This window comes from Azospirillum doebereinerae, from assembly GCF_003989665.1.
In the GTDB taxonomy this organism is placed as follows: domain Bacteria; phylum Pseudomonadota; class Alphaproteobacteria; order Azospirillales; family Azospirillaceae; genus Azospirillum; species Azospirillum doebereinerae.
Genome location: NZ_RZIJ01000007.1, coordinates 81,038 through 104,668, shown reverse-complemented (window position 1 = coordinate 104,668; position 23,631 = coordinate 81,038). Strand labels below are relative to the sequence as shown.

At 69.1% G+C, this 23,631-nt stretch carries 17 protein-coding genes; 15 read left to right on the top strand and 2 right to left on the bottom strand.

Going from position 1 to position 23,631, the window contains the following annotated elements:
• Window positions 1-173 precede the first annotated feature (173 nt).
• Window positions 174-1,400: a glycosyltransferase family protein gene (locus EJ913_RS11030; RefSeq protein WP_211098927.1), complete on the top strand. Its 1,227-nt coding sequence runs from the start codon at window positions 174-176 to the stop codon at window positions 1,398-1,400.
• A gap of 58 nt (window positions 1,401-1,458) precedes the next feature.
• On the opposite strand, the gene EJ913_RS11025 is transcribed toward EJ913_RS11030, so the two are convergent.
• Entirely contained in the window at window positions 1,459-3,765 is a 2,307-nt protein-coding gene (locus EJ913_RS11025; protein ID WP_126997708.1) for a GumC family protein, read from the bottom strand.
• A gap of 365 nt (window positions 3,766-4,130) precedes the next feature.
• Between EJ913_RS11025 and EJ913_RS11020 the strand changes: the two genes are divergently transcribed.
• The 9 genes from EJ913_RS11020 to EJ913_RS10980 all read left to right on the top strand — a co-directional run bounded on the left by EJ913_RS11020 (window position 4,131) and on the right by EJ913_RS10980 (window position 15,186).
• Window positions 4,131-5,000 carry a nucleotidyltransferase family protein gene (locus tag EJ913_RS11020; RefSeq protein WP_338019034.1) on the top strand — a complete coding sequence of 290 codons (870 nt, stop codon included), beginning with the start codon at window positions 4,131-4,133 and terminating at the stop codon, window positions 4,998-5,000.
• A 117-nt stretch (window positions 5,001-5,117) separates the two neighbouring features.
• Complete coding sequence (locus tag EJ913_RS11015) at window positions 5,118-6,278, top strand: DegT/DnrJ/EryC1/StrS family aminotransferase (RefSeq protein WP_126997704.1); 1,161 nt, start codon at window positions 5,118-5,120, stop codon at window positions 6,276-6,278.
• A complete protein-coding gene (locus tag EJ913_RS11010; RefSeq protein ID WP_126997702.1) occupies window positions 6,275-7,015 on the top strand; it encodes a sugar transferase in 741 nt (246 codons plus the stop codon). The genes EJ913_RS11015 and EJ913_RS11010 overlap by 4 nt, the downstream gene beginning before the upstream one ends.
• A gap of 177 nt (window positions 7,016-7,192) precedes the next feature.
• Window positions 7,193-8,551 (top strand): nucleotide sugar dehydrogenase, encoded by a 1,359-nt coding sequence (locus EJ913_RS11005; protein WP_126997700.1) that lies wholly within the window; start codon window positions 7,193-7,195, stop codon window positions 8,549-8,551.
• Window positions 8,548-10,158: a Gfo/Idh/MocA family oxidoreductase gene (locus EJ913_RS32975; RefSeq protein WP_126997698.1), complete on the top strand. Its 1,611-nt coding sequence runs from the start codon at window positions 8,548-8,550 to the stop codon at window positions 10,156-10,158. The genes EJ913_RS11005 and EJ913_RS32975 overlap by 4 nt, the downstream gene beginning before the upstream one ends.
• A 25-nt stretch (window positions 10,159-10,183) precedes the next feature.
• Entirely contained in the window at window positions 10,184-11,362 is a 1,179-nt protein-coding gene (locus tag EJ913_RS10995) for a DegT/DnrJ/EryC1/StrS family aminotransferase (RefSeq protein WP_126997696.1), read from the top strand.
• A gap of 31 nt (window positions 11,363-11,393) precedes the next feature.
• On the top strand, window positions 11,394-12,629 hold the full coding sequence (locus tag EJ913_RS10990; RefSeq protein WP_126997694.1) for a glycosyltransferase family 4 protein: 1,236 nt from the start codon (window positions 11,394-11,396) through the stop codon (window positions 12,627-12,629).
• 55 nt (window positions 12,630-12,684) lie between these two features.
• Window positions 12,685-14,190, top strand: coding sequence for a nucleotide sugar dehydrogenase (locus EJ913_RS10985; RefSeq protein WP_126997692.1), 1,506 nt, complete (start codon window positions 12,685-12,687; stop codon window positions 14,188-14,190).
• Between the two features lie 3 nt (window positions 14,191-14,193).
• Window positions 14,194-15,186, top strand: a complete 993-nt coding sequence (locus EJ913_RS10980; protein ID WP_126997690.1) for an NAD-dependent epimerase/dehydratase family protein — start codon at window positions 14,194-14,196, stop codon at window positions 15,184-15,186.
• Window positions 15,187-15,278: 92 nt separating this feature from the next.
• On the opposite strand, the gene EJ913_RS33165 is transcribed toward EJ913_RS10980, so the two are convergent.
• Entirely contained in the window at window positions 15,279-16,967 is a 1,689-nt protein-coding gene (locus EJ913_RS33165; protein WP_126997688.1) for a carbohydrate-binding domain-containing protein, read from the bottom strand.
• Between the two features lie 691 nt (window positions 16,968-17,658).
• Here EJ913_RS33165 and EJ913_RS10970 point away from each other — a divergent pair.
• The 5 genes from EJ913_RS10970 (at window position 17,659) to gfa (ending at window position 23,609) form a co-directional block, all read left to right on the top strand.
• Window positions 17,659-18,786: a Gfo/Idh/MocA family protein gene (locus tag EJ913_RS10970; RefSeq protein ID WP_126997686.1), complete on the top strand. Its 1,128-nt coding sequence runs from the start codon at window positions 17,659-17,661 to the stop codon at window positions 18,784-18,786.
• Window positions 18,783-19,922 carry a DegT/DnrJ/EryC1/StrS family aminotransferase gene (locus tag EJ913_RS10965; protein WP_126997684.1) on the top strand — a complete coding sequence of 380 codons (1,140 nt, stop codon included), beginning with the start codon at window positions 18,783-18,785 and terminating at the stop codon, window positions 19,920-19,922. The genes EJ913_RS10970 and EJ913_RS10965 overlap by 4 nt, the downstream gene beginning before the upstream one ends.
• A gap of 208 nt (window positions 19,923-20,130) precedes the next feature.
• On the top strand, window positions 20,131-21,486 hold the full coding sequence (locus EJ913_RS10955) for a lipopolysaccharide biosynthesis protein (RefSeq protein ID WP_185909746.1): 1,356 nt from the start codon (window positions 20,131-20,133) through the stop codon (window positions 21,484-21,486).
• 9 nt (window positions 21,487-21,495) lie between these two features.
• The gene (locus EJ913_RS10950) at window positions 21,496-22,854 is read left to right on the top strand and encodes a hypothetical protein (RefSeq protein ID WP_126997680.1); all 1,359 of its coding nucleotides are present in this window, start codon (window positions 21,496-21,498) and stop codon (window positions 22,852-22,854) included.
• A 170-nt stretch (window positions 22,855-23,024) separates the two neighbouring features.
• Window positions 23,025-23,609 carry an S-(hydroxymethyl)glutathione synthase gene (gfa, locus tag EJ913_RS10945; RefSeq protein ID WP_185909745.1) on the top strand — a complete coding sequence of 195 codons (585 nt, stop codon included), beginning with the start codon at window positions 23,025-23,027 and terminating at the stop codon, window positions 23,607-23,609.
• The last annotated feature ends 22 nt before the right edge of the window (window positions 23,610-23,631 follow it).

Sequence of the window (23,631 nt, the reverse complement as noted above, 5' to 3'; positions counted from 1 at the left end):
GGCCGGGAAGCGCCGCCCCACCCCGAAAGCAGGCAGGGAATGGCACTTCTGGGAAACGTGCAGGCCTTTTTGCACCTTTCAACAACACTTCTTACCGCAGTAGGGTAAGACAACACGTCCGCGCCCGGCACCGGGCCGCCGGGACGCTTCCAGAAAATGGGGGGAACGATCCCATGCCCGACAGACACCCGCAGCCGGCCGGCATCGCGGTCGCCCACCTGACGACCACGCACACCGCCGACGATGCCCGCGTTTTCACCAAGGAATGCCTGAGCCTGGCTCGCGGCGGATACGACGTGTCGCTGGTTATTCCCGACAACCGCTTCGTCACCGCGGACGGCCGGCCGGTGCGGCGCCAGGACGTGGACATCGTGGCGTTGGCGCGGAAGGACGGCTTGGTCAAGCGCCTGCGGTCGACGATGCCGGCGCTGGTGCTCCGGGCGCTGAGGCTCAAGGCCGGCGTCTATCACATCCACGATCCCGAGCTGATCCCCGGCGGCCTCCTGCTGCGCCTGCTCGGCAAGCGGGTGATCTACGACGTGCACGAGGATCTGCCGCGCGACATCCTGACCCGCACCTGGCTCCCCCCGGCCCTGCGCCCTGGCATCGCGGCGGTCGCCGAGGCAGTGGAATGGATCGCCGGCCGGGCGATGTCCGGGGTGGTCGCCGCCACGCCGACCATCGCCCGGCGCTTTCCGCGCCACAAGACCGTGCTGGTGCAGAACTTCGCGCTGTTCGGCGAATTCGCGGACGGCAGTGGGGACGGCCCGGCCATCCCCTTCGCCGAACGCGGTGGGGTGGCGTTCGCCGGCTCCATCTGCGCCGACCGTTGCGCCGTCGAGATGATCGACGCCGTGGAACGGGTCACCGGCACGCCCCAGGCGCGCCTCCTGTTGGCCGGCCCCATCGAAAGCGCGGGGTTGAGGGAGCGCATGCAGGCGCGGCCGGGATGGGCGCGGGTCGATTACCGGGGCCAGACCGACCGTGCCGGCGTGCAGCGCCTGCTGGCCGAAAGCCGCGTCGGCCTCGCCCTCTACTACCCGACCCAGAACTATCTGGATACGCAGCCGGTCAAGCTCTTCGAATACATGGCCGCCGGCATCCCGGTGATCACGGCCGACTTCCCCTATCATCGCGGCATCGTCGAGGGGCATGGCTGCGGCCTGTGCGTGCCGCCGACCGACCTCGACGCCGTCGCCACGGCCATCCAGTGGGTCTTCGACCACCCCGGCGAGGCCGAGGCCATGGGACGGCGCGGCCGCGAGGCCGTGCTGGCCCATTACAACTGGGTCAACGAGGAACGGGAGTTGATGCGTCTCTACAACCGGATCGCCCCGACGCCGGCCCAGACGTGCTTGCCGGCGGAACTGGTCTGCGGCGAGACGAAGAGCCGCTCCTGAGCCCTTCTTTCGCCGATTCCTCGAAAACGCCCCTTTCCGGCTCTGGAAAGGGGCGTTTTCATGGGTTTGACGCGACGCGGGAATGGTATTTGCGGAAACCGGGCGAGAAAAGGTCGGAATCGGCGTAGCCGTAGAGTTTGTACTTCCGGCCATCGACCTGCGACAGGACGATGCCGTCCACCGGCACCCGGTCGTCGGACAGCTGTTGCAACGCCGTCATGAAGGTGGAGATCGGCGTGGACCGCCAGCGCACCATCATCAGCGTCATGTCGGCCAGCCGCGCCAGGATGTGCGTGTCGACGACCGCAAGAACCGGCGGCGTGTCGATGATCACCGTGTCGTAATAGCGCGTCAGATCGTCGATCAGTTCCTGCATGCGCGGCGATTGCAGGATGTCGGACGCAGCCTCCCGGCTCTGCCCGGCCGTGATGACGTCGGCGCCCGACACGGTGTCCGGCTGGACGACGGCGTCCAGGCCGCACCCTTCGACGACGTATTCCCCCAGCCCCGGTCCCCGTTTCAGCCCCAGGACGCGGTGCACCGTGGGGGCGCGCAGATCGGCGTCGACGAGAACCGTCCGGCGTCCCGACAACGCCAGCATGCGGGCCAGCGATGTGGCCGCGCTGCTCTTGCCCTCGTCGGAAACGGAGGAGGTGAACAGCAGCACCTTGGCCGGTGCCGGCCCGGCCAGCCCGGTGCGCACCGCGATGGCCCGCAGATGTTCGAGGAACAGCGGATCGTCCCGCTCCAGCACCTGCTCGGCCGGGGGGCGGCGGGACCAGCGGCGGCCCCGGATCACCGGCAGGGTGCCGACGATGCGCACCGGGGTCACGCGTCGGATCTGCGACAGGCTCTGGACCGTGCCGTCGGCGCGTTCCAGCAGCACGGCCAAGAGGATTCCGGCACCGGCCGCCACGACGAAGGCGGTCGCCATCATGGCCAGCGTCGGCGGGTGGCTGGGCGCGTTCGGCACCACCGCCGGCGAGATCACCTGCGTTTCCGGCCCGTGCAGCCTCAGGTAGTCGATCTGGGCGATGGCGTTGTTGCGCCGGGTTTCCAATTGCGGCAGCAAGGTGCGCTTGGCCTCCACGTTGCGTTCCATGACGCGGAGTTCGACCTCGGACTGGTTGGCCTTGGTCGTCTGGACCTTCAACTGCTCGACCTGCTGACGCAGCCCGTCCTCGTTGGCCTTGGCGATGGCGACGGCGTTCAGGCGGGCGTTCTGGATCTTGTTCGTCTCGGCGGCCAGCCGCGCGCGCAGGTCGCGCAGTTCGCTACGCGCCGCGATCATCGTCGGGTGGCTGTCGCTGTAGCGCAAGGACAGCTGTCCCACGCGGGCCGTGGCGTAGGCCAGCGCCTCCTGAAGGCGCTGAATCAGGGGGGAGTTCAGAACCTGCGCCGTGGAATCCAGGCCGGACTCCTGGGTGGAACCGCGCGTCGTTCCGGCTTCCGCAAATTGGGACTCGGCGCGCAGCCGCTCCGCCGTGAGGCCGATCAGCTGCCGGTTCAGCTCCGCCATGCGGTCGGCCAGCACCTTGATGTTGGAATCCGAATCGAGGCCGAGCGCGATGCGCTGCTCCTCCAGCCGGCGCTCGGAATCGCGGATCTCGCGGTTCAGGTCGTCAATCTCCTGCTTGAGGTTGGCGGCCAGAGTTTCCGCCGACTCCACGTCCTGGTCGCGCTTCTGCGCGATGAACCGGTCCGCGATCCGGTTGGCGATCAGCGCCGCCCGCTCCGGATTCTCCGACAGGAAGCGGATGCCGATCATGCGGGAGGCGTCGCCGCCGCCGATCTGTACGCGCGCCAGGAAACGGGTGATGATCTCGTCGCGCAAACGGTCCGGCGGCAGGGCCGGCGGGATCAACGACGGAAGCTTCGGCACCATGCCCGGCGGAAGATAAGCCATGGCGGGCTTGAGCGCGTGGTCGAGAGCGGCCACCCCCTCTTGGGCCGCCTTGCGCAGGGTCGAGGGCGGCCGCAGGGCCGGATTGAACTCGGGCAGCCGGTCGAGTTGGAGGGAGTCGACGACGCTTTGCGCCAGCGCGCGCGAACGGACGATGGCGACCTCGTTCTTGCGGGCCATCTCCTCCGACGGCGGCAACGCGCCGGCCTGGGTCGTGGCGCCCACCCAACTCAGTTCGCGCGGGTTGAACATGATGCCGGCCTCGGCCTCGTACAGCGGAGTCATCAGCCGCGAAACCAGGAACGTCGCCGCCAGCGCCGCCAGAATGAGAAAGCCGATCAGGACGCGGCGGCGTTTCAGCGCGGCGATGGTGTTGATCTCCCCACGCGTGACGGCTCCCTCGTGGAGGATGCGTGGAACCGGATTGCGGGTGTCGGCGCGCACAACCTCGAACTGATCCATATCCCTTCCCTTTCACGATGCCGCAAAAGCTGCGGCGCCGGTCGGCGGAGACAGCGGAAGCGCGCCGCCGGGCATCTTCTTTTCTTACGTATTTGAACCGGCTCACGGATCGGCCCGGCCGGCGCGCGACATGGGAAACCGCACGCGGCTTTCCCTTATCAGAAGGATGACACAGCATAAAATTTCGAAACCCGCGCTGTAAATGTATAAGGCGGATATCTCCGTATGGTCAGACCCGGCGATGGGTCCGCATCTGCCGGGAACGCCTCGCGTTCCGCGCCCCGCCGACCCCCGGCCTACCCCCATCTTTCCGCCGTCGCAGGCACTCTTATTTTCCATCCCGCACAGTCTTCCGTTATGTTTACATGAGATGGAAAGATAACATAACGTTCATTCGTCGCCTCGCGGGCACGCAAAACCCTGCAGGCTGTTCGAATCGGGGCGCCGGCAAAACGGCCCCTTCGCAACACACGATGCGCAAAAAGACCGTTCGCGGCCGCCAATGGGAGGATCGGATGAAGGGAGTGATTCAATGCGGGGGAAAAGGCATGCGACTGCGGCCCTACACGATGGTGCTGCCCAAACCCCTCATGCCCGTCGGGTCCAAGCCCGTTCTTGAGCTTCTGCTGAAATGGCTTCGCCGCAACGGCGTCAAGGAGGTCTACGTGACCACCGGCTACCTCGGCCACCTGATCCGCACGGTGTGCAGCGACGGCCACCAGTGGGGCATGCACATCCACTACACCGAGGAAGTCGAACCGCTGGGCACGGTGGGCGCGCTGCGACTTCTGCGCGAGGAGCTGGACGAGACCTTCCTCGTCATCAACGGCGACGTCCTGACCGACCTCAACCTCGACGCCTTCGCCGACCACCACCGCCGGCAGAACAAGCTGCTGACCATCGCGACCGCCAAGCGGACCATCCAGACCGACTTCGGCATCATCGAGGAGACGAACAACCACGTCACCCGTTTCCAGGAAAAGCCGACCCTGTCGCATCTGGTCAGCATGGGCGTCTACTGCATGGAGCCGGACGTCCTGTCCTACATCCCGGACGGCGTGCCGTTCGGCTTCGACAACCTCATGTCCTGCATGATGGCCGCGCGCGAGCCCATCGCCACCTTCCAGCACGGCGGGCTGTGGCTCGACATCGGCCGCGTCGACGACTTCCAGAAGGTGCAGGAGATGACGTGGGACGAGCAGTGGTCGGCGTTCGAAACGCGCGCCGTCGCGTAGGCCGTCCGTCCCCTCCTCCACACGCCCCTCCCCGAAAGCCATGCTGGACACAGCGCGCCCGCCCCGAACCGGAGGGCGCGAACACGGCATGGACGACCTCCGCACTGGAGTTGCGCCATGCTGCTGGTTTCCGAACCGATCCTCGGCGACGAGGAAAAGGCCGCGCTCGCCGCCGTCGTGGACGATGGCTGGATCACCATGGGCGACCGCGTGCGCAGGCTGGAGCAGGCGTTCGCCCAGGCGCACGGCCAGCCGGACGCCGTGGCGGTGAGTTCCTGCACGGCCGGCCTCCATCTCGCGCTCGCCGCCCTTGGGCTGGGGCCGGGGGACGAGGTGCTGGTGCCGTCGATGACCTTCGTGGCGACCGCCAACAGCGTTCTCCATGTCGGGGCGACCCCTGTCTTCGTCGACATCGAGGGGCTGGATCTGCCGCTGATGTCGCTGTCGGACGCCGCCGCCAAACGCACCGGGCGCACCAGGGCGGTGATCCTCGTGCATTACGCCGGTTACCTTCCCGACCGCGAGCGATGGCGGGCCTTCGCCCAGGCGCACGGGTTGATCCTGATCGAGGACGCGGCGCACGCGGCCGGCGTGACGGGCGCCGGCGCCATCGGCGACGCCGCCGTCTTCAGCTTCTACGGCAACAAGAACATGACGACGGCCGAAGGCGGCATGGTGACCGCCCGCGATCCCGCCACGCTGGAGCGCATCCGGCTGCTGCGCGCCCATGGGATGACCAGCGGCACGCAACAGCGGCTGACCGGGCACGCCAGCGGCTACGACGTCACGGCGCTCGGCTTCAACTATCGGATGGACGAGTTCCGGGCGGCCATCGGGCTGGTGCAGCTCGCCCGGCTTCCGGCCTGGAACGCCAAGCGGCAGGCGCTGGCGGCGCGTTACCACCGCAGTCTGGAACGCGGCGGGCTGGAACGCGGCGGCTCCGGGATCGTCCTGCCCTTTCCCGAACCGCGCCCGTCGGCCAACCACATCATGCCCGTGCTGTTGCCGGCGGACGCCGACCGGACGCGCGTGATGCAGGCCCTGCGCGCCCGCGACATCCAGACCAGCGTCCATTACGCGCCGGTTCACCGCTTCACGCTCTACCGCGAACGCTGTCCGGGGGTGAGCCTTCCCCTGACCGAGGAATTCGCGCGCCGGACCTTGAGTCTGCCGCTGCACCCCAGGATGGACGACGGCGACGTGGACGCGGTGACGCGCGCCCTTGCGCAGGCGCTGGTCCAGGCACGGCCCGTCCCATGCGAGGAAACACCCCCATGAGCAGCGACTTCCAAACCGCCCTGCCCGCCGCCAACCTGAACGCGGCCCTGCGGCGCCTGTTCGACGTGACGGTGGCGCTGGCGGGCATGCTTCTTTTCTTGGTGTTCCTGGCGCCGGTGGTGCTGGCCATCCATCTGGACTCCCCCGGCCCGATCCTGTTTTCGCAGGTTCGCCTGGGGCAGCACGGGCGGCCGTTCCGCCTGTACAAGTTCCGCAAGTTCCACCACGGCCGCCGTGCCCAAACCGGGACGCTCGCCGTGACGCTGAAGGACGACGACCGCATGACGCGGGTCGGCCGCATCCTCGAACGCACCAAGATCGACGAGGTGCCGCAGCTCTGGAACGTGCTGCGCGGCGACATGGCGGTCGTCGGCCCGCGCCCGGAAACGCAGGACTTCGCGGATTGCTTCGAGGGTCCCTACCAAGCGGTTCTCGACCACAAGCCCGGCATCTTCGGCCCGAACCAGCTCTATTTCCGCAACGAATGCACGCTCTACCCGAAGAACGCCGACCCGCACGACTTCTACCGCAAGGTCCTCTTCCCGGCGAAGGCGCGCAACGACCTGGACTATTTTCCGCGCCGCAGCTTCGGGCAGGACATCGGCTGGATCCTTCGCGGCCTGCTGGGCCTGATCGGCATCGGCCTGCCCCATGGGAAGCCCCCCGGACAGCCATCGGCTCCGGTGCGGCTGGGTCGTTTGAGGAACGCGCCGGATCGCCCGTCCCTGCCGGAGTAACGGCTGGAACAGCCGGTCGCCGCAGCTTTTCCTTTCTTTTCAGCCGACGTCACACGCGCCGGCACAACCTCATGCGCCAGAACAAGGGGGAACACGATGTACGAGCTGGACAGCTCAACGGGCGATCTCGCAGACCCGCGCCGGTCCTGGTCGCCGGGGCTCAAGCCGCCGGATGCCATGCGGGGGGACGACGCGCAGGGGTTCGACATCGGCGGGCTGCTGGATCGCTTCCAGAACCGCGACGCGACGGTGGCGGTCATCGGCCTCGGCTACGTCGGCCTGCCCCTGTCGCTGGCCGCCTGCAAGGCGGGATACCGCATCGTCGGCTACGACATCGACGCGACGACGGTGTCCCGCCTGAACAGCGGGCTCAGCCCGCTGAACCACATCGGCAACGGCCGCATCGGCGACGCGGTGGACGCCGGACGCTTCGTCGCGACGATGGACAGCGCGCGCTTCGTCGAGGCCGACGCGATCCTGATCTGCGTGCCGACCCCGCTCGGCCCCCATCACGAACCCGACCTCTCCTTCGTGGAGGCGTCGGCGCGCAGCATCGCTCCCCATCTGCGCCCCGGCCAGCTCGTGGTGCTGGAATCCACCACCTACCCCGGCACCACGCGCGACGTGGTCAAGCCGATCCTCGAGGAGGGCGGCTTGCGGTCCGGCGTCGACTTCTTCCTGGCCTATTCGCCCGAGCGCGAGGATCCCGGCAATCCGGACTTCGACACGGCGCGCATCCCCAAGGTCGTGGCCGGCGACGGACACTCCGCGCTGCGCCTGGCGGTGGCGCTCTACGGCCAGTTCGTGGCCGCGACCGTGCCGGTCACCTCGATGGAAACCGCCGAGGCGGTGAAGCTGACCGAGAACATCTTCCGCTCGGTCAACATCGCGCTCGTGAACGAGTTGAAGATCGTCTACGACCGGCTCGGCATCGACATCTGGGAGGTGATCGAGGCGGCGAAATCCAAGCCCTTCGGTTTCATGCCCTTCTACCCCGGACCGGGGCTGGGCGGCCACTGCATCCCCATCGACCCCTTCTACCTGACCTGGAAGGCGCGCGAGCTCGGCATCTGCACCCGCTTCATCGAGCTGGCGGGCGAGGTCAACGCCAACATGCCGGCCTACGTCCTGCACCGCCTGAGGGAGGAACTCGACCGCCGCTTCCGCAAGGGGCTGTCGGGCGCCCGCATCCTGGTGGTCGGCATCGCCTACAAGAAGGACGTCTCCGACATGCGCGAGAGCCCGGCCCTGACGATCATGGACCTGCTGGACGCCGCCGGGGCCGAGGTCGATTACTTCGACCCGTTCTTTCCCGTGATCCCGCCGACACGCCAGCACGCCGGCCTCACCGGCAAGACATCCGTGCCCCTCGACCGCCACGCGCTGGCCCGCTACGACGCGGCGATGATCCTCACCGACCACACCGACGTCGATTACGCCAAGCTGCTGCGCGGATCGAAGCTGGTGGTCGACACGCGCAACGTCGTCGGTTCCCGGCAGTTGCCGGACCTCCGCAACGTGGTGGTGAAGGCATGACGACGATCCGAACCGAGCCGGCGATCCCCCGCGTGGCGGTGGTGGGCTGCGGCTATTGGGGCATCAACCTCGTCCGCAATTTCCACGCGCTGGGCGCGCTGGACGCGATCAGCGAGGCCGACCCGGTCCGGGCCGCCGAGCTGTCCCGGCAGTTCGGCGTGCCCGCCCTGCCCTTCGAGGCCGTCCTCGCCTCCCCCGGCATCGACGCGGTGGTGCTGGCGACCCCGGCCGAGACGCACGCGGCCCTGGCGCTGCGCGGCATCGACGCCGGCAAGCACGTCTTCGTCGAGAAACCCCTCGCCCTGTCGCCGGAGGACGCCGAGCGCGTCCGCCAGGCGGCCGTGGCGCGGAACCGCGTCGTCATGGTCGGGCATCTGCTGCACTACCACCCGGCCTTCCTGCGGCTGAAACAGCTCGTCGCCGAGGGCGGGCTCGGGCGGCTGCGCTACGTCTATTCCAACCGCCTCAACCTCGGCAAATTCCGCCGCAAGGAGGACGTGTTCTGGAGCTTCGCGCCCCACGACATCTCCATGATCCTGGCGCTCGCCGGCGACACGCCCGACAGCGTCCACGCCACCGGGCACAGCTATCTGTACAACGGCGTCGCCGACGTCACCACGACGCAGATGACCTTCGCCAACGGCATCGACGCCCACATCTTCGTCTCCTGGCTGCACCCCTACAAGGAGCAGAAGCTGGTCGTGGTCGGCGATTCCGGCATGGCGGTGTTCGACGATTCCCGCCCTTGGGCGGAAAAGCTCGTCCACTACCCGCACCGGGTCGCCTGGCGCGACGGCCTGCCGGAGCCGGCCAGGGCCGAGGCCGTCCCCATCGAGGTCGCGCCAGCCGAGCCGCTGCGCCTGGAATGCCAGCATTTCCTGGACTGCGTCCGCGAGGGCAAGCGGCCGCGCACCGACGTGACCGAGGGCATCGCCGTGCTGGGCGTGCTCGACGCCGCCCGCCGCTCCCTGACCTCCGGCCGGCGCGCCGGCCTCAAAACCGAAGGCGCCAAGCCCGCGCCGTTCTTCGCGCACCCCACCGCCTGCATCGACGAGGGCGCGTCGGTCGGCGCCGGAACGAAGATCTGGTGCTTCAGCCACATCCTGAAGGACACGACGATCGGGCGCGACTGCATCGTCGGCCAGAACGTGATGATCGGCCCCGACGTCGCGGTCGGCGACCGCTGCAAGATCCAGAACAACGTCAGCCTCTATCCCGGCGTCACGCTGGAGGACGGGGTGTTCTGCGGCCCGTCCTGCGTCTTCACCAACGTCAACAACCCGCGCGCGGAGATCGAGCGGAAGTCGGAGTTCCGCCCCACCCCGGTCGGGCGCGGCGCCACCATCGGCGCCAACGCGACCGTCGTCTGCGGCCACAGCTTGGGCGCCTACTGCTTCGTCGCGGCCGGCGCGGTGGTGACGCGGGACGTGCCGCCGCACGCGCTGGTGGCCGGCAACCCCGCCCGCCAGATCGGCTGGGTCAGCCACGCCGGGGAGCGGCTGGGCGACGATCTGGTCTGCCCGCGCACCGGCACCCGCTACCGCATCGACGTCCGGGGCCAACTGGTCGAAGCCATCGCGATGGCCGAAGCCGCCGCCATCGGCTGAAAAACGGCTGAAAGGAAAACACGGCATGAGCCATCCCGCATCCACGCACCGCGCGCCCCCGCACCGCCCGGTCGATCTCCTCGATCTCGCCCGGCAGCAGCGGGGCATCCGCGCGCGGATCGACGCCGCCATCGCCCGCGTCCTCGACCAGGGCCATTACGTCATGGGTCCCGAGGTGGCGGAGCTGGAACGGCGGCTCTCCGCCTTCTGCGGCGCCCGCCACACCGTCTCCTGCGCCAACGGGACCGACGCCCTGGTGCTGGCGCTGATGGCCCTGGGGTTGAAGCGCGGCGAGGCCGTCGTCGTCCCCAGCTTCACCTTCTGCGCCACGGCGGAGGCGGTCTGCGCGCTGGGCGGCGTGCCGGTCTTCGCCGACGTGGCGGAGGACAATTTCACCCTCGACCCGGCCAGCCTGAAACGCGCCGTCACGACGGCCCGCGACCATGGCCTGACGCTGGCCGGCGTCGTCACCGTGGACCTGTTCGGCCAGCCCGCCGATTACGACGCCATCGAGCCGGTTGTGCGCGAGAACGGCCTCTGGCTGGTCTGCGACGCGGCGCAGGCCTTCGGCGCCGTGCACCGGGAACGGCCCGTCGGGACCATCGGCGACGTCACGACCACCAGCTTCTTTCCGAGCAAGCCGCTGGGCTGCTACGGCGACGGCGGCGCGCTGTTCACCGCCGACGAGGAGACGGCCGCGACCCTGCGGTCGCTGCGCGTCCACGGCCAGGGCACGGACAAGTACGACAACGTCCGCATCGGGGTGAACAGCCGTCTCGACACGCTCCAGGCCGCGATCCTGCTGGAGAAGCTGACCGTCTTCCCCATGGAGCTCGACGCCCGCGCCGCCGTCGCCGACCGCTACGACGCCCTGCTGCCGGCCGAGCTGGCGCGTCCCGCCTTGTTGCCCGGCGCCACCTCCGCCTGGGCACAATACACGGTGCGGAGCGGCGCGCGGGACTGGACGATGGCGCGGCTGAAGGAGCGCGGCGTGTCCTCGGCCGTCTACTACGCCCGGCCGCTGCACCGGCAGGCCGCCTACCGGCACTACCCGCTGGCCGGCGGCGCGCTGCCGGCGACCGACCGTCTGGCCGCCACGGTGCTGAGCCTGCCCATGCACCCCTACCTGACGGAAGAGGAGCTGCTGCACGTCGCCGCCAGCCTGACCGACCATCCCGACACGGCGCGGGCCGCGGCGGAATGACCGGCTTTCCCATTCCCCCGGTGCGAACGGCATGAACATCCTGATCATCAACCACTACGCGGGTTCCGACCGCCTGGGCATGGAATACCGTCCCTTCTACCTCGGCCGCGAATGGGTCGGGGACGGGCACGCCGTGACCGTGGTGGGGGCGAGCTTCTCGCATCTGCGCCAGACCCAGCCCGACGTCGGCGCCGACCACGACGTGACCGTGGAGGACGGCGTGCGCTTCCGCTGGCTGCGCACCGGCCCCTACCAGGGCAACGGCGCCGGCCGGGTCGCCAACATGCTGACCTTCGTGGGCAAGCTCATCGCCCACGCGCACCGCGTCGCGCGGGAGGAGAGGCCGGACGTCGTCATCTGCTCCTCCACCTACCCGCTCGACATCTACGCGGGCGCGCGGATCGCGCGGCTGGCGGGGGCGCGGCTGGTGTTCGAGGTGCACGATCTGTGGCCGCTGACGCCGATGCTGCTCGGCGGCTACTCGCCGCGGCATCCCTACATCCGGCTGCTCCAGGCGGCGGAGGACTACGCCTGCCGCAACGCCGACCTCGTGGTGTCGATCCTGCCCGACACCTGCGGCTACATGGAAAGCCGGGGGCTGGACCCGTCGAAGTTCGTCCATGTCCCGAACGGCATCCCGATCGCGGCGCTGCGCGCCGCCACCCCGGACCAGTTGCCGCCCGCCATCGCCGACCGCATCGCGCGGGAGCGGGAGCGGGGCCGCTTCCTGGTCGGCTACGCCGGTGGCTTCAACCCCTCCAACGCCATCGACACCCTCCTGGAGGCCGCGAGGCTGCTGGCCGGGAGCCCTGTGTCCTTCCTGCTGGTCGGCGGCGGTTCGACCGCGCGGGAGATCCAGGCCAAGGCCGAGCGGATGGGCCTCGACAGCGTCCACATGTTCGGGCCGATCCCCAAGCCGCTGGTGCCGCGCTTCCTGTCGGAGATGGACACGCTGGCCATGCCCTGGCACCGCAGCCCGCTCTACCGCTTCGGCGTGTCGCCGAACAAGATGTTCGACTACATGCTGGCCGGACGGCCGATCGTCCAGTCCTGCGACGCCAGCAACGATCTGGTCGCGGAGGCGCAATGCGGCATCACCGTCGCGCCCGAGGATCCGGCGGCCTACGCCGAGGCCTGCCTCCATCTGTCCCGCCTGCCCCCGTCCGATCGCGCCCGGCTGGGAGAGAACGGGCGCCGCTTCGTCCGGCAACACCACGATTACCGGCTCCTCGCGTCCCGCTTCATGGACGCGCTGGCGTCGCCCTGACCGAACCGCACCCGTCAACGACGCCCGCGAGCCAGCGAGCCAAAGGGGAAGCCCCATGAACGACTGCATCACAGAAGCGGACGCCTTGGAAAGTCGTGTGGACATCGGCCGGCCGGTCGTCTGTGTGCAAGGGCTTGGCTTCGTCGGTTCGGCCATGGCCATCGCCGTCGCCAACGCGCGTGGGCGCGACAACGACCGCCTGAACTCACCCGTTCGGCGAGCGGCTGTTGAGATCGCCAACGTGCAGGTGCGGGGCGGCGGCGAGGCTCCGCCGCTCTACTCGGTGATCGGCGTCGATCTGCCGAACGAGGCCGGACGGCATCGCGTGAACTGCATCCGGCGGGGCCAGATGCCCTTTTCCAGCGGCGACCCGAGGATGGACGAGGCGCTGGCCCGCGCCCACGCCGCCGGCAACCTGACCGCCACCGACGATCCGGACGCCTTCCGGCTAGCCGACATCGTCCTGGTCGACATCAACCTGGACATCGACTGGTCGGCGCCGCAGCCGGAGGTCCGCTTCGGACCGCTGGAGCGCGCCATGGACGATCTCGGAGCCCGGCTGCGTCCGGGCGCATTGGTCATCGTCGAAACGACCGTCCCGCCCGGCACCTGCGAGCGGGTCATCGCTCCGCGCCTCGCCGCGGCGCTGGAGGCGCGCGGGCTGCCGCCGGAGTCCATCCGGCTCGCCCATTCCTACGAACGGGTCATGCCCGGCGCGCAGTATTACAGCTCCATCGTCGATTACTGGCGGGTCTACGCCGGGCTGACCGTGGAGGCCGCCGACCTCTGCGAGCGCTTCCTCGCCAGCGTCATCGACGTGGAGTCCTACCCGCTGACCCGTCTGGGCTCGACCACCGCGTCGGAAACGGCGAAGGTGCTGGAGAACGCCTACCGCGCGACGACCATCGCCTTCATGGAGGAATGGGGCCGCTTCGCCGAGGCCGTCGGCATCGACCTGTTCGAGATCGTCGGCGCCATCCGCAAGCGCCCGACCCACGCCAACATGCGCCAGCCCGGCTTCGGCGTCGGCGGCTATTGCCTGACCAAGGACCCGCTGTTCGGCGCGGTGGCGGCGCGCACGCTGTTCGGCCGCCCCGACCTGATGTTTCCCTTCTCGTCGCAAGCGGTCCGCACCAACAACGCCATGCCGCTGGTGGCGCTGGACAAGCTGCGCGAGCGGTCCGGCGGCGCGCTGGCGGGGCGGCGGATCCTGCTGCTGGGCATCAGCTACCGCGAGGACGTCGGCGACACCCGCTATGCGCCGTCCCAGATCTTCGTGGAGGCCGCCGAGCGGGAGGGCGCCATGGTGACGGCGCACGACCCGCTGATGTCCCATTGGCCGGAACTCGACCGCCCCGTGCTGGACGCGCTGCCGGACGCCGGGCGCTTCGACGCCGTCGTCTTCACCCAACCGTCCGAGGCCTACCGCCGGCTGGACGTCGCCGGCTGGCTGGCCGGAGCGGCGGTGGACGTGGTCGACGCCAACAACGTCCTGACGGACGGCCAGCGCCGCCGGTTGCAGCGCCTCGGCCTGGACGTCGTCAGCGTCGGACGGGGGTGACCCATGCGCAAAATTCTCGTGACCGGCGCCGCCGGCTTCATCGGATACCACCTCGCCCGCCGGCTGGCCGACCAGGGCCACGCGGTCGATCTGCTCGACAACCACGCGCGCGGCGTGCGCGACGCCGCCTTGAGCGATCTGGCCCGCCGGCCGAACGTCCGGACGATCGAGGCCGACCTGACCGAGCCCGCCCTTGCGGAGAGGCTGGACACGGATTACGGCCTGATCGTCCATCTGGCGGCGATCATCGGCGTGGCCCAGGTGCGGTCCCGCCCCTATCAGGTGCTGACCGCCAACGTCGCCATGGTGCAGACCGCCCTGGCTCTGGCCCGTCGGCAGACGGATTTGGGCCGCTTCCTGTTCGCGTCCACCAGCGAGATCTACGCGGGCACGCTCCAGGCCTTCGGCATTCCCGTGCCGACGCCGGAGACCACCCCGTTGACCGCCGGCGACCTGAGCGAGCCGCGCACCACCTACATGCTCTCGAAGCTCTACGGCGAGGCGATGTGCCGGTTTTCCGGCGTGCCCTTCACCATCGTCCGTTTCCACAACGTCTATGGGCCGCGCATGGGGCGCTCGCACGTCGTGCCCCAGCTTCTGGAAAAGGCCCACCGGCTGCCCGCCGGGGCGGCGCTGGGGGTGGCCAGCGCCGGCCACCGCCGCTCCTTCTGCTACGTCGACGACGCGGTCGAGTATCTGACCCGCATGGCGGCGTTGCCGGCCTGCGCCGGCGAGGTCTTCAACATCGGGACGCAGGAGCCGGAACTGCCGATCGGCGCGGTGGCCAGGGTCATCCTCGACGCGGTCGGGCGCGACAACCCGGTCGAGCCGCTGCCGGACACCCCCGGCTCCCCCAACCGCCGCGCCCCGGACATGGGAAAGGCCATCGCGGCGACCGGCTACCGGTCGCGGATCGACCTGCCGGACGGGGTGCGCCGAACCTACGCCTGGTACCGCGACCACGTCTTCGAGGCCGTCGAGGATTGCGCGCTATGACGCAATCCCCGCCCTGTCCTCCGACAGGCCGGCGGGCGCCGGAAAGACCGCTTTCCAGACGCCCGCCGGTTTCACCCGCCCATCGTCGCCGCTCAGGCGGCGTCGAGGTGCAGCGGATCGACCCAGTGCATGGCGGCGAGGCCGTGGAGATCCGCCGCGCCCGCCGCGTGATCGGCCAACGCGACCGGCTCCGCGAAGGACGAGACGCCGCCCGTCCCCTGCGCGACGACGTGCTGGTAGACGTCGAGGTCGCCGCTCTCGACCGACAACGACGCCGCCTTGGCCGCCACCGTGCCGGCGAAGAGCGACTTGTTGGCGTTGACGACCAGCGTGCCGTTCCACCACATGTGGGTCTGGCCGGCCGCCACGTCCTTGCCGTCGAGCGCGCCCTTGTCGTAGGTCACGGTCGACGCGGTGGGGGCGACGGAGGAGCCGTTGATGGTCACCTTGTCGACGATCAGGGTGCGGTCCTGCCCCTTCACGACGGCGTCGTTGTCGTACTGGATCTGCACCTTGTGCGCCTGGTCGGCCGACACGTCGGCGGTGAAGGCGAAGTCCTTGGCGCTGGTGCCGACCGTGGCCTCGCCGATCTTCTTGCCGTCGACCAGCAGGTTGAAGTGCGCGTTCTTGCCGCCCGCCGCGACGCCGTGCGCGTTGACGACGATCTTGGCCGCGCTGCTCGTGGACACCGGGGTCGTCGTGACCGGCGGCGTCGTCGCGGAGGTCGACCCGTACTCGTAGGCGCCGACGTCCACGGCGCCCTGGCGGGCGTTGCCGTCCAGATCCACCGTCGGGGCGCCCGAGGAGGTCCCGGCGTTGACCGCCGGCGAGCCGGCGCTCAGGTGGTAGTTGCCGCCGCCGTCGCTGTCGTAGTTCATGAACTTGGGATCGGCGGAGATGGTGCTGGCGGCCTTCCCGTTCTTCATCAACAGGTTCGAATCGTTCCCGTAGACGAGATTGTTCGAATAGGTGTTGTGCGTGCCGAGCGTGCCGTACTCCTCGATGCCCTTGGCGTTGTCGTAGATGATGTTGTTCGCCACCTTCGTGTAATCGTGCGAGGGCGTGCCGTGGTACTGGCCGCCGCCGCCGATCATGATGCCGGCGCCGTTCGCCTGGAACACCGTGTTGTTCATGATCGTCAGGTTGGTCGCGTCGTGCCAGGTGGTGATGCCGTCGCCGACGACCTGATGGATGAGGTTGTTCTTCACCTCGCCGGTGGTCGACATGTAGACGCCGTGCACCAGGCTGCTGCTCTGGCCGGCCGGTCCGATGTCGTAGACCTCGTTGCCGATCACCTTCATGTTGGTGCCGCCGGCCCAGCCGTCGGCCATGATGCCGGCGCCGCCCTGGCCGGTGTTGGCCACACTCATCGCCGCCGACGTGGTGGCGATGTCGTGCACCTTCATGTTCTGCACCACCGAGTTCGACCCGGCGGTGTACAGGCCGAACAGCCAGGGCTTACCGCCCCCGGCCACGCTGCCGTCGATCTCGAAGCCGTCGATGACGACGTTGGAACCCCGGTTGTCCCACGCCTCGTAGTCGCCGCCCGAGGACGGCGGCACGATCTTGGCGCCCCACTTCACATCCGAGACGTAGCGGATCGGCGCATCGGCGGTGCCGCTGGCCGAAGTTTGGAAGCCGCCGCTGTAGGTGCCCGACGCGACATGCACCGTGGTGCCGGCGCCGGCGGCCTGAGAGGCCTTCAGAATGGTCTTGAAGGGGGAGCCGGCGGTCCCGGAGTTGGAATCCGAACCGGTGGTCGAGACGTAAAGATCAGCCATAAATTCAGTCACTTCTGTTGTGTGCCACATGGCAAGGCAAGAGAACGAGCCTTCGGGCACGCCGGAGCGGCCCGTCAGGGGTCCCGTGGGACGCCGTAGGAAGTGGTGCGGACAGAGCACCGTTGGGTGCATCCGCTCCAAGGCTCGAACGAGATTGCCATCCATCGCCAAGTACATACCGCCAGCACTGAAGATCGACCTTGATTCTCATCCGGATCGATCCCCAATGTGTCGGGATCCCTTGAATCATGTAAAAGAACAGGAGGTGCAACCTCTGTGGAGTCCTCTTCCATGATTAAACAGAAACCTGAGATTGCCATGGCCTCGACTGTCTAAATTGTCGAAACCGGACGGCACCAGGCGCCCTGTTCTGTTCGTGAACATATGACAAGTCGTCGAGGCGAAAGTCGGACATGTTTGGGGATAATTTTAAGCATCTTGCATCATTTCGGCCGCCTGTTGCCGTCACGCCACAGAATCACCCTGCGCGGTGACCGGTTGGGGAGATCCGGCGGCGGCTCCCCGCCGGAAGCGGACAAGGACGGATGTTCCCCCTTCGGCGGCCCCGTCCCTCCAATCCCTTCTTTCTCTTTCGGCACCCCTTCTTTTCCATTCTCTACGCCAACTTCTTATGTTTTCCAAAAAACAAAACATCGTAACATCACCTCGTAACGCGATCGGAGGACGGCGGATGACGGCATTTGCACTGGTCGGATGCGGACGCATTGCCAAGCGGCACGCAGACCTTCTAGCCGGCGGGCAGATCAAGGGCGCCACCCTGGCGGCCGTGGCGGAGGTCAAGGACGACCGCCTCCGCAACTTCACGCGGGAATACGGGGTTCCGGGCTACGCCGACTACCACGCCATGATGGAGGCGATGGGCGACCGGATCGACGTCGTCAGCGTCCTGACGGAAAGCGGCAACCACGCGCGCCACACCATCGACCTCGCCCGCTACGGCAAGCACGTCGTCGTCGAGAAGCCGATGGCGCTGACGCTGCCCGACGCCGAGGCGATGATCCGCGCCTGCGATTCCGCGAACGTGAAGCTGTTCGTCGTCAAGCAGAACCGCTGCAACCTGCCGGTCGTCCGCCTGCGCCAAGCCGTCGCGGCCGGCCGGTTCGGCAAGATCGTCATGGGCACGGTGCGGGTCCGCTGGTCGCGGCCGCAGGCCTATTACGACCAGGATCCGTGGCGCGGCACCCTGGCGATGGACGGCGGCGTCTTCGCCAACCAGGCGAGTCACCACGTCGACCTGCTGGAATGGCTGCTCGGCGAGCCCGACACCGTCTTCGCCAAGGCGCGCACCGCGCTGGTCGACATTGAGGCGGAGGACACCGGCGTCGCCCTCATCACGTTCGCCAGCGGCGCCATCGGCGTGGTCGAGGCCACGACGGCGGTCCGGCCGAAGGACCTGGAGGGTTCCATCTCCATCCTGGGCGAACGCGGCACCGTGGAGATCGGCGGCTTCGCCGTGAACGAGATGAAGACCTGGAACTTCGTGGACCAGGGGCCGGAGGACGAGGCCGTCCTGCGCGAATGCCGCGAGACGCCACCGGACGTCTACGGCTTCGGGCACAAGCATTACCTGAACAACGTGGTGGACAGCATCCAGCACGGCGGCCGCGCCCTGGTGGATGGGCTGGAGGGCTACAAATCGCTGGTCCTGCTGTCGGCGATCTACGAATCCATCGCGCAGGAACAGGAGGTCCGGCTGCGCTTCCGGCCCCGCATCTCGCGGCTGGGGCTGGAGCGGCCCGTTGCGCCGCCCGTCCTGCTGCCGCCGGTCCGCCGGCTGGTGGGAGTGCCGGCGGCATGAGCGGCGCGACCACCCTCCAGCGCGTCCCCTTCGTGAACCTCGCGCGGCAGATCGAGCGTTTGCGCCCCGAACTGGTCGCCGCCTTCGAGGCGGTGCTGGACGACCGGGCCTTCATCAAGGGACCGCACGTCGCCGCCTTCGAGGCGGCCTTCGCGAAGGCCCTCGGCGTTCCGCACGCCGTCGGCTGCGCGAACGGCACGGCCGCCCTGTCGCTCGCCCTGGAGGCGGCCGGCATCGGCCCCGGCGACGAGGTGATCGTCCCGTCGCTCACCTTCATCGCCACGGGCGAGGCGGTCTGCCACGTCGGCGCCACCCCGGTGTTCTGCGACATCGATCCGGACAGCTACACGCTGGATCCCGAAGACCTGCTGCGGCGGCTGACCCCCCGCACGCGCGCGGTCGTTCCGGTGCATCTCTACGGCACCCCGGCCGACATGGGCGCCATCCTGGCCATCGCCGCCGACCACCGGCTGGTGGTGATCGAGGACTGCGCGCAGGCGCATCTCGCCACCTACCACGGGCGGACGGTCGGCACCCTCGGCACGGCCGGCGGGTTCAGTTTCTTCCCCGGCAAGAATCTGGGAGCGCTGGGGGACGCCGGCATGGTGACCACCTCGGATCCGGATCTGGCGGAGAGCGTCGTCAAGCTCGCGGACCACGGGCGCCTGTCGAAATACGAACACGACCGGATCGGCCACAACCAAAGGCTCGACGGCTTGCAGGCGGCGCTGCTGACCGTGAAGCTGCCCCATCTGGCGGAATGGACCGAACGCCGCCGCCGCATCGCCCGCTACTACGACGCGCGGCTGCGGCCCGCCGGCATCAAGACCATCGTCCCGCCGGCCGGTGCCGACCCGGTCCATCACCTGTACGTGATCGAAGTGGACGACCGCCCGGCGGTGGTGGCCAGGCTGGCGGCGTCGGGGGTGGAGACGGGGGTGCATTACCCCATCCCCCTCCATCTCCAGCCGGCCTTCCGAGGGCGGCACGGGTACGAACGCCTGCCGAACGCGGAACGGGCCGCCGCGCGCGTCCTCAGCCTGCCCATCTGCGGCGAGATCACCGTGGAGGAGGCGGCCTGGGTGTGCGACCGCGTCCTCGACACGCTCCACCCGACGGGCCGCCGAGGCGGTTAGGAAGCTGTTCATGTGCGCGGACTTGGCCCTTCTCCCCTTGTGGGAGAAGGGTTGGGATGAGGGGTATTCGCCGCAGGCGAAAGACGATTTGCGACCCCTCACCCCAACCCCTCTCCCGCAAGGGGAGAGGGGCTAAGTCCACGCCTATGGGGGCGACTGAGGTTCCATGGGGCGGCGGGCGCGGGCCGAAGGAAGCATGATGCGGCAGGTGAACAGAGAGACGGACCGGACGGCGCGGGTGCGCGGCATCGTCCGGCGCAACGGGGCGTTCATCGGACACGCCGTCGCCGACGTGATCAGCATCTCGGGGGCGGTCGGGCTGGGACAGTTGCTCGCCTTCATGGCGGCTCCGCTGCTGACCCGGCTCTACAGCCCGGAATCCCTCGGCCACTTCGCGCTCCTGAACGCGCTGGTGAACATCCTGCTGCCGCTAGTCGTGCTGCGCCTCAACATGGCCCTGCCGCTGCCGCAGCAGGACGCCGTCGCCCGCGAACTCCTGGTTCTCTGCCTGGCGGTGGTCGCCGTCTCGGTCCCCACGCTCACCCTGCTGGGCACCCTGGCCCAACCGGTGCTGGCGGGCTGGATGGACGTGTCCGCCGCCGACGTCTGGCTGCTGGCGGCGGCCCTGACGGTCACCGGCCTGCATGAGACGGCGCTGAGCTGGCTGGTGCGCCACCGCGCCTTCGCGCAGGTGGCCGGGGTGCGCTTCGTCACGCTGCTGGGGGTCGCGGGCTGCCAGACCGCCTTCGGGCTGCTCCATCCCCACGCGTCCAGCCTGCTGCTCGGCTACGCCGCCGGCTACGCGCTGGGCTTCCTGCGCGGCCTGTGGTCGTTCCGCCGGGACGTCCTGCCCGGCTTTCGCGGCGTCACCCTGGACCGGCTGCGGCGTCTGGCGGTGGAGTATTACCGGTTCCCCCTGATCTCGACCCCGTCGAGCATGGTCAGCGCGGTGAGCAGCCAGATCCCCAGCCTCGTCCTGCCGTCGCTCTACGGGCTGGCCGTGACGGGGCAGTGGTCGCTGGCCCAGCGCGTGCTCTGGCAACCCGCCTCGCTGGTCGGGCAGGCGGTGAACCACGTCTTCTGGGGCAACGCGGCGCGGCTTCAGACCGAGGATCCCAAGCGGCTGTGGCAATTGTTCCTGTGCCTCAACGCCGGGCTGTTCGCGCTGATGACGCCGGGGCTGGTCCTGGTCTGGTTCGGCGGCGAACTGTTCGGACTGGTCTTCGGGGCGAACTGGGAGCAGGCCGGGACGTTCGCCGGGGTCATCCTGCTGTCCCACGTCGTCGGCCTCGGGGCGCACGGCACGGAAAGCCTGCACATCTACCGTTTGAACCACTGGATGGCCGGCTGGGAGGCCGCGCGGCTGCTCCTCGTCACCGGCGCGCTCGCCGCCGCGTGGCGGCTGGAGTTGTCGGCGCTGGGCTGCGTCGCCGGGCTGACCCTGGCCCAGGTCGTCGCCAACGTCGGCCTGTTCACGCTCAACGCGGTCGCCATCCGGCGCATCCGGGCGCGGGCGGAGCCGGCCGGCGCCCGGACCGCCCCCCAGCCCAGCCCGACGCGGTGAGGCCGGGGCATGCGCGCCGGAGTCCTCACGGTCGGCATCACGCCGTCCCACCCCGCCCCCCTCGCCGGCTTCACCGCCCGGCGGGGAGACTTCACCCGGATCGACACGCCGCTCGAAGCGAATCTCGCGGCCTTCGCCGACCGCGACGGGCAACCCGTGGTGCTGGGAAGCGTGGACACGCTCTTCGTCGGCCCGTCGGTCCGCACGGCCATTGCCGAGGCCGCCGGGATCCCGGCGCGGCGGCTGGTCCTGGTGGCGACCCACACCCACAACGCGCCGTCCCTGGCCCCGGAGATCCCCCGGCTCGGTCCCTACGATCCCGCCTATGGCGACATGGTCGTCCAACGGATCGGCGAGGCCGTGCGGCGCCTGATCGCGCGGCCGGGGCCGGCGCTGTCCGTGGGCCATGCCCGGCGGCACGCGCCCTTCAACGTCAACCGCCGCCGCCCCGCCTGGGTTCTCGACTATTCGGCTCTGCGCCACGAAAGGCGGCTGCGCTTCGGCAAGGTGATCGCGATGGCCCCGCACCGCGACGGAACGGTCGATCCGACGCTGCGCTGCATCGTCCTGCGCGACGCGGCCTCGGCCGTGCGGGCGGTGATCTGGTCCTTCCCCTGCCACGCCAACCGCTATCCCCGTCCGGACCACGTCTCGGCCGATTTTCCCGGACTGGTGCGGAACCGCCTGCGCGCCGTCTTCGGAGAGGCGTGCGCCGTGCTGTATCTTCCGGGCCTTGCCGGTTCGGCCATTCCCGACATTCCCTTCGCGGCCCCGCGCTCCCTGCGCGACCTCGTCGGGCAGATGCTGCCGTTCAACCCGGTCCTGCCGTCGTTCACGCTGGAAAGCTACCGGGCCTGGGGCGAGGCGCTGTCGCAGGTCGCCCTGGCCTGTGCCGGCGCCGCCGGGGCGGTGAACGGCGGCGCGGCCGTGACCCATCGCAGCGCCCGCTCCCCTCGCGTCTTCGTCGGGGACGGCGCGGGCGGATGCCCGGACATCGCCCTGGATTTCGTGCGCCTGGATTTCGGGGAGACCTGCGGCGTGGTCGCCATGACGGGGGAGATGGTCGGCGAATGGTCGCCCATCCTCCAACCGCTGCTGCCCGAGGGGTGGATCGCGACCGGCTATCTCGCGGGTCCCAGCCTGTACGTTCCGACCGACCGGCTCGTCCGCGAGGGCGGTTACGAAGCCGACCGCTTCCGCCAGGTGTTCGGCCTCCCCGGCGGCTTCGTCGCCGGGCTGGTTCCGATCGTCCGGCGATCCCTGGACGACCTTTCGCGTGTGGACACCGGGTTCGCAGCCACGCCCGATTGGGCTGAACGTCCCCCCTCTGCCCCATGCGAAGCGCCTGACGCTCCCTGGAAAGCCTGACCCGGATGGCTCACCCTGAAGCCGCTTCTCCGCGCCGTCCACCATTGCGGACCAGCCCGGCAGCCTCGTTCCGCCGGGGAGCCGCCAAGCTCCCCCGGACACCCCGCACCGAAGGGCATGATTGATGACGCGTGCACGCCGCCAAAATCTTGCAAATTGGAGGAAACGACATGGCGAACACCATCGGGATCAAGATCCACCCGGCCGTTGACGACGGCGTCAAACCGGGAGACGCGAATTTTGCCGGTGGCCGGCTGCACTGCAAGTGCACGCAGAACCCGGTCGAGGTTTCGATCAAGAGCAACACCGCGCACAACCATGTGTGCGGCTGCACGAAATGCTGGAAGCCGGCCGGCTCGCTGTTTTCCATGGTGGCCGTCGTCCCAAGGGACAAGCTCGAGGTCACGGCGAACGCCGACAAGCTTCAGGTCGTGGACCCCTCGGCGACCATCCAGCGCCACGCCTGCCGCGAGTGCGGCGTCCACATGTACGGCCGGATCGAGAACAGGAACCATCCCTTCCACGGCCTCGACTTCGTCCACACCGAGCTGTCGGACAAGAGCGGGTGGAGCGCGCCGGAATTCGCCGCGTTCGTCTCCTCGATCATCGAATCCGGCGCTCCCCCTGAAAACATGCCGGCCGTCCGCGCGCGCCTGCGGGAGTTGGGGCTGGAGCCTTACGACTGCCTGTCGCCGCCCCTGATGGACGCCATCGCGGCCCATGTGGCCAAGAGCAAGGGCGCACAGGCTGCGTAAGAGCATCGGAACGGCGATCATC

Coding starts and splice junctions, on each gene's coding strand:
- EJ913_RS32975 (WP_126997698.1), top strand. CDS start 8,548: ATGACGACGATCCGAACCGAGCCGGCGATCCCCCGCGTGGCGGTGGTG.
- EJ913_RS11020 (WP_338019034.1), top strand. CDS start 4,131: ATGAGATGGAAAGATAACATAACGTTCATTCGTCGCCTCGCGGGCACG.
- EJ913_RS10995 (WP_126997696.1), top strand. CDS start 10,184: ATGAGCCATCCCGCATCCACGCACCGCGCGCCCCCGCACCGCCCGGTC.
- EJ913_RS10965 (WP_126997684.1), top strand. CDS start 18,783: ATGAGCGGCGCGACCACCCTCCAGCGCGTCCCCTTCGTGAACCTCGCG.
- EJ913_RS10985 (WP_126997692.1), top strand. CDS start 12,685: ATGAACGACTGCATCACAGAAGCGGACGCCTTGGAAAGTCGTGTGGAC.
- gfa (WP_185909745.1), top strand. CDS start 23,025: ATGGCGAACACCATCGGGATCAAGATCCACCCGGCCGTTGACGACGGC.
- EJ913_RS11005 (WP_126997700.1), top strand. CDS start 7,193: ATGCGGGGGGACGACGCGCAGGGGTTCGACATCGGCGGGCTGCTGGAT.
- EJ913_RS10970 (WP_126997686.1), top strand. CDS start 17,659: ATGACGGCATTTGCACTGGTCGGATGCGGACGCATTGCCAAGCGGCAC.
- EJ913_RS11025 (WP_126997708.1), bottom strand. CDS start 3,765: ATGGATCAGTTCGAGGTTGTGCGCGCCGACACCCGCAATCCGGTTCCA.
- EJ913_RS10950 (WP_126997680.1), top strand. CDS start 21,496: ATGCGCGCCGGAGTCCTCACGGTCGGCATCACGCCGTCCCACCCCGCC.
- EJ913_RS11010 (WP_126997702.1), top strand. CDS start 6,275: ATGAGCAGCGACTTCCAAACCGCCCTGCCCGCCGCCAACCTGAACGCG.
- EJ913_RS10990 (WP_126997694.1), top strand. CDS start 11,394: ATGAACATCCTGATCATCAACCACTACGCGGGTTCCGACCGCCTGGGC.
- EJ913_RS11030 (WP_211098927.1), top strand. CDS start 174: ATGCCCGACAGACACCCGCAGCCGGCCGGCATCGCGGTCGCCCACCTG.
- EJ913_RS11015 (WP_126997704.1), top strand. CDS start 5,118: ATGCTGCTGGTTTCCGAACCGATCCTCGGCGACGAGGAAAAGGCCGCG.
- EJ913_RS33165 (WP_126997688.1), bottom strand. CDS start 16,967: ATGGCTGATCTTTACGTCTCGACCACCGGTTCGGATTCCAACTCCGGG.
- EJ913_RS10980 (WP_126997690.1), top strand. CDS start 14,194: ATGCGCAAAATTCTCGTGACCGGCGCCGCCGGCTTCATCGGATACCAC.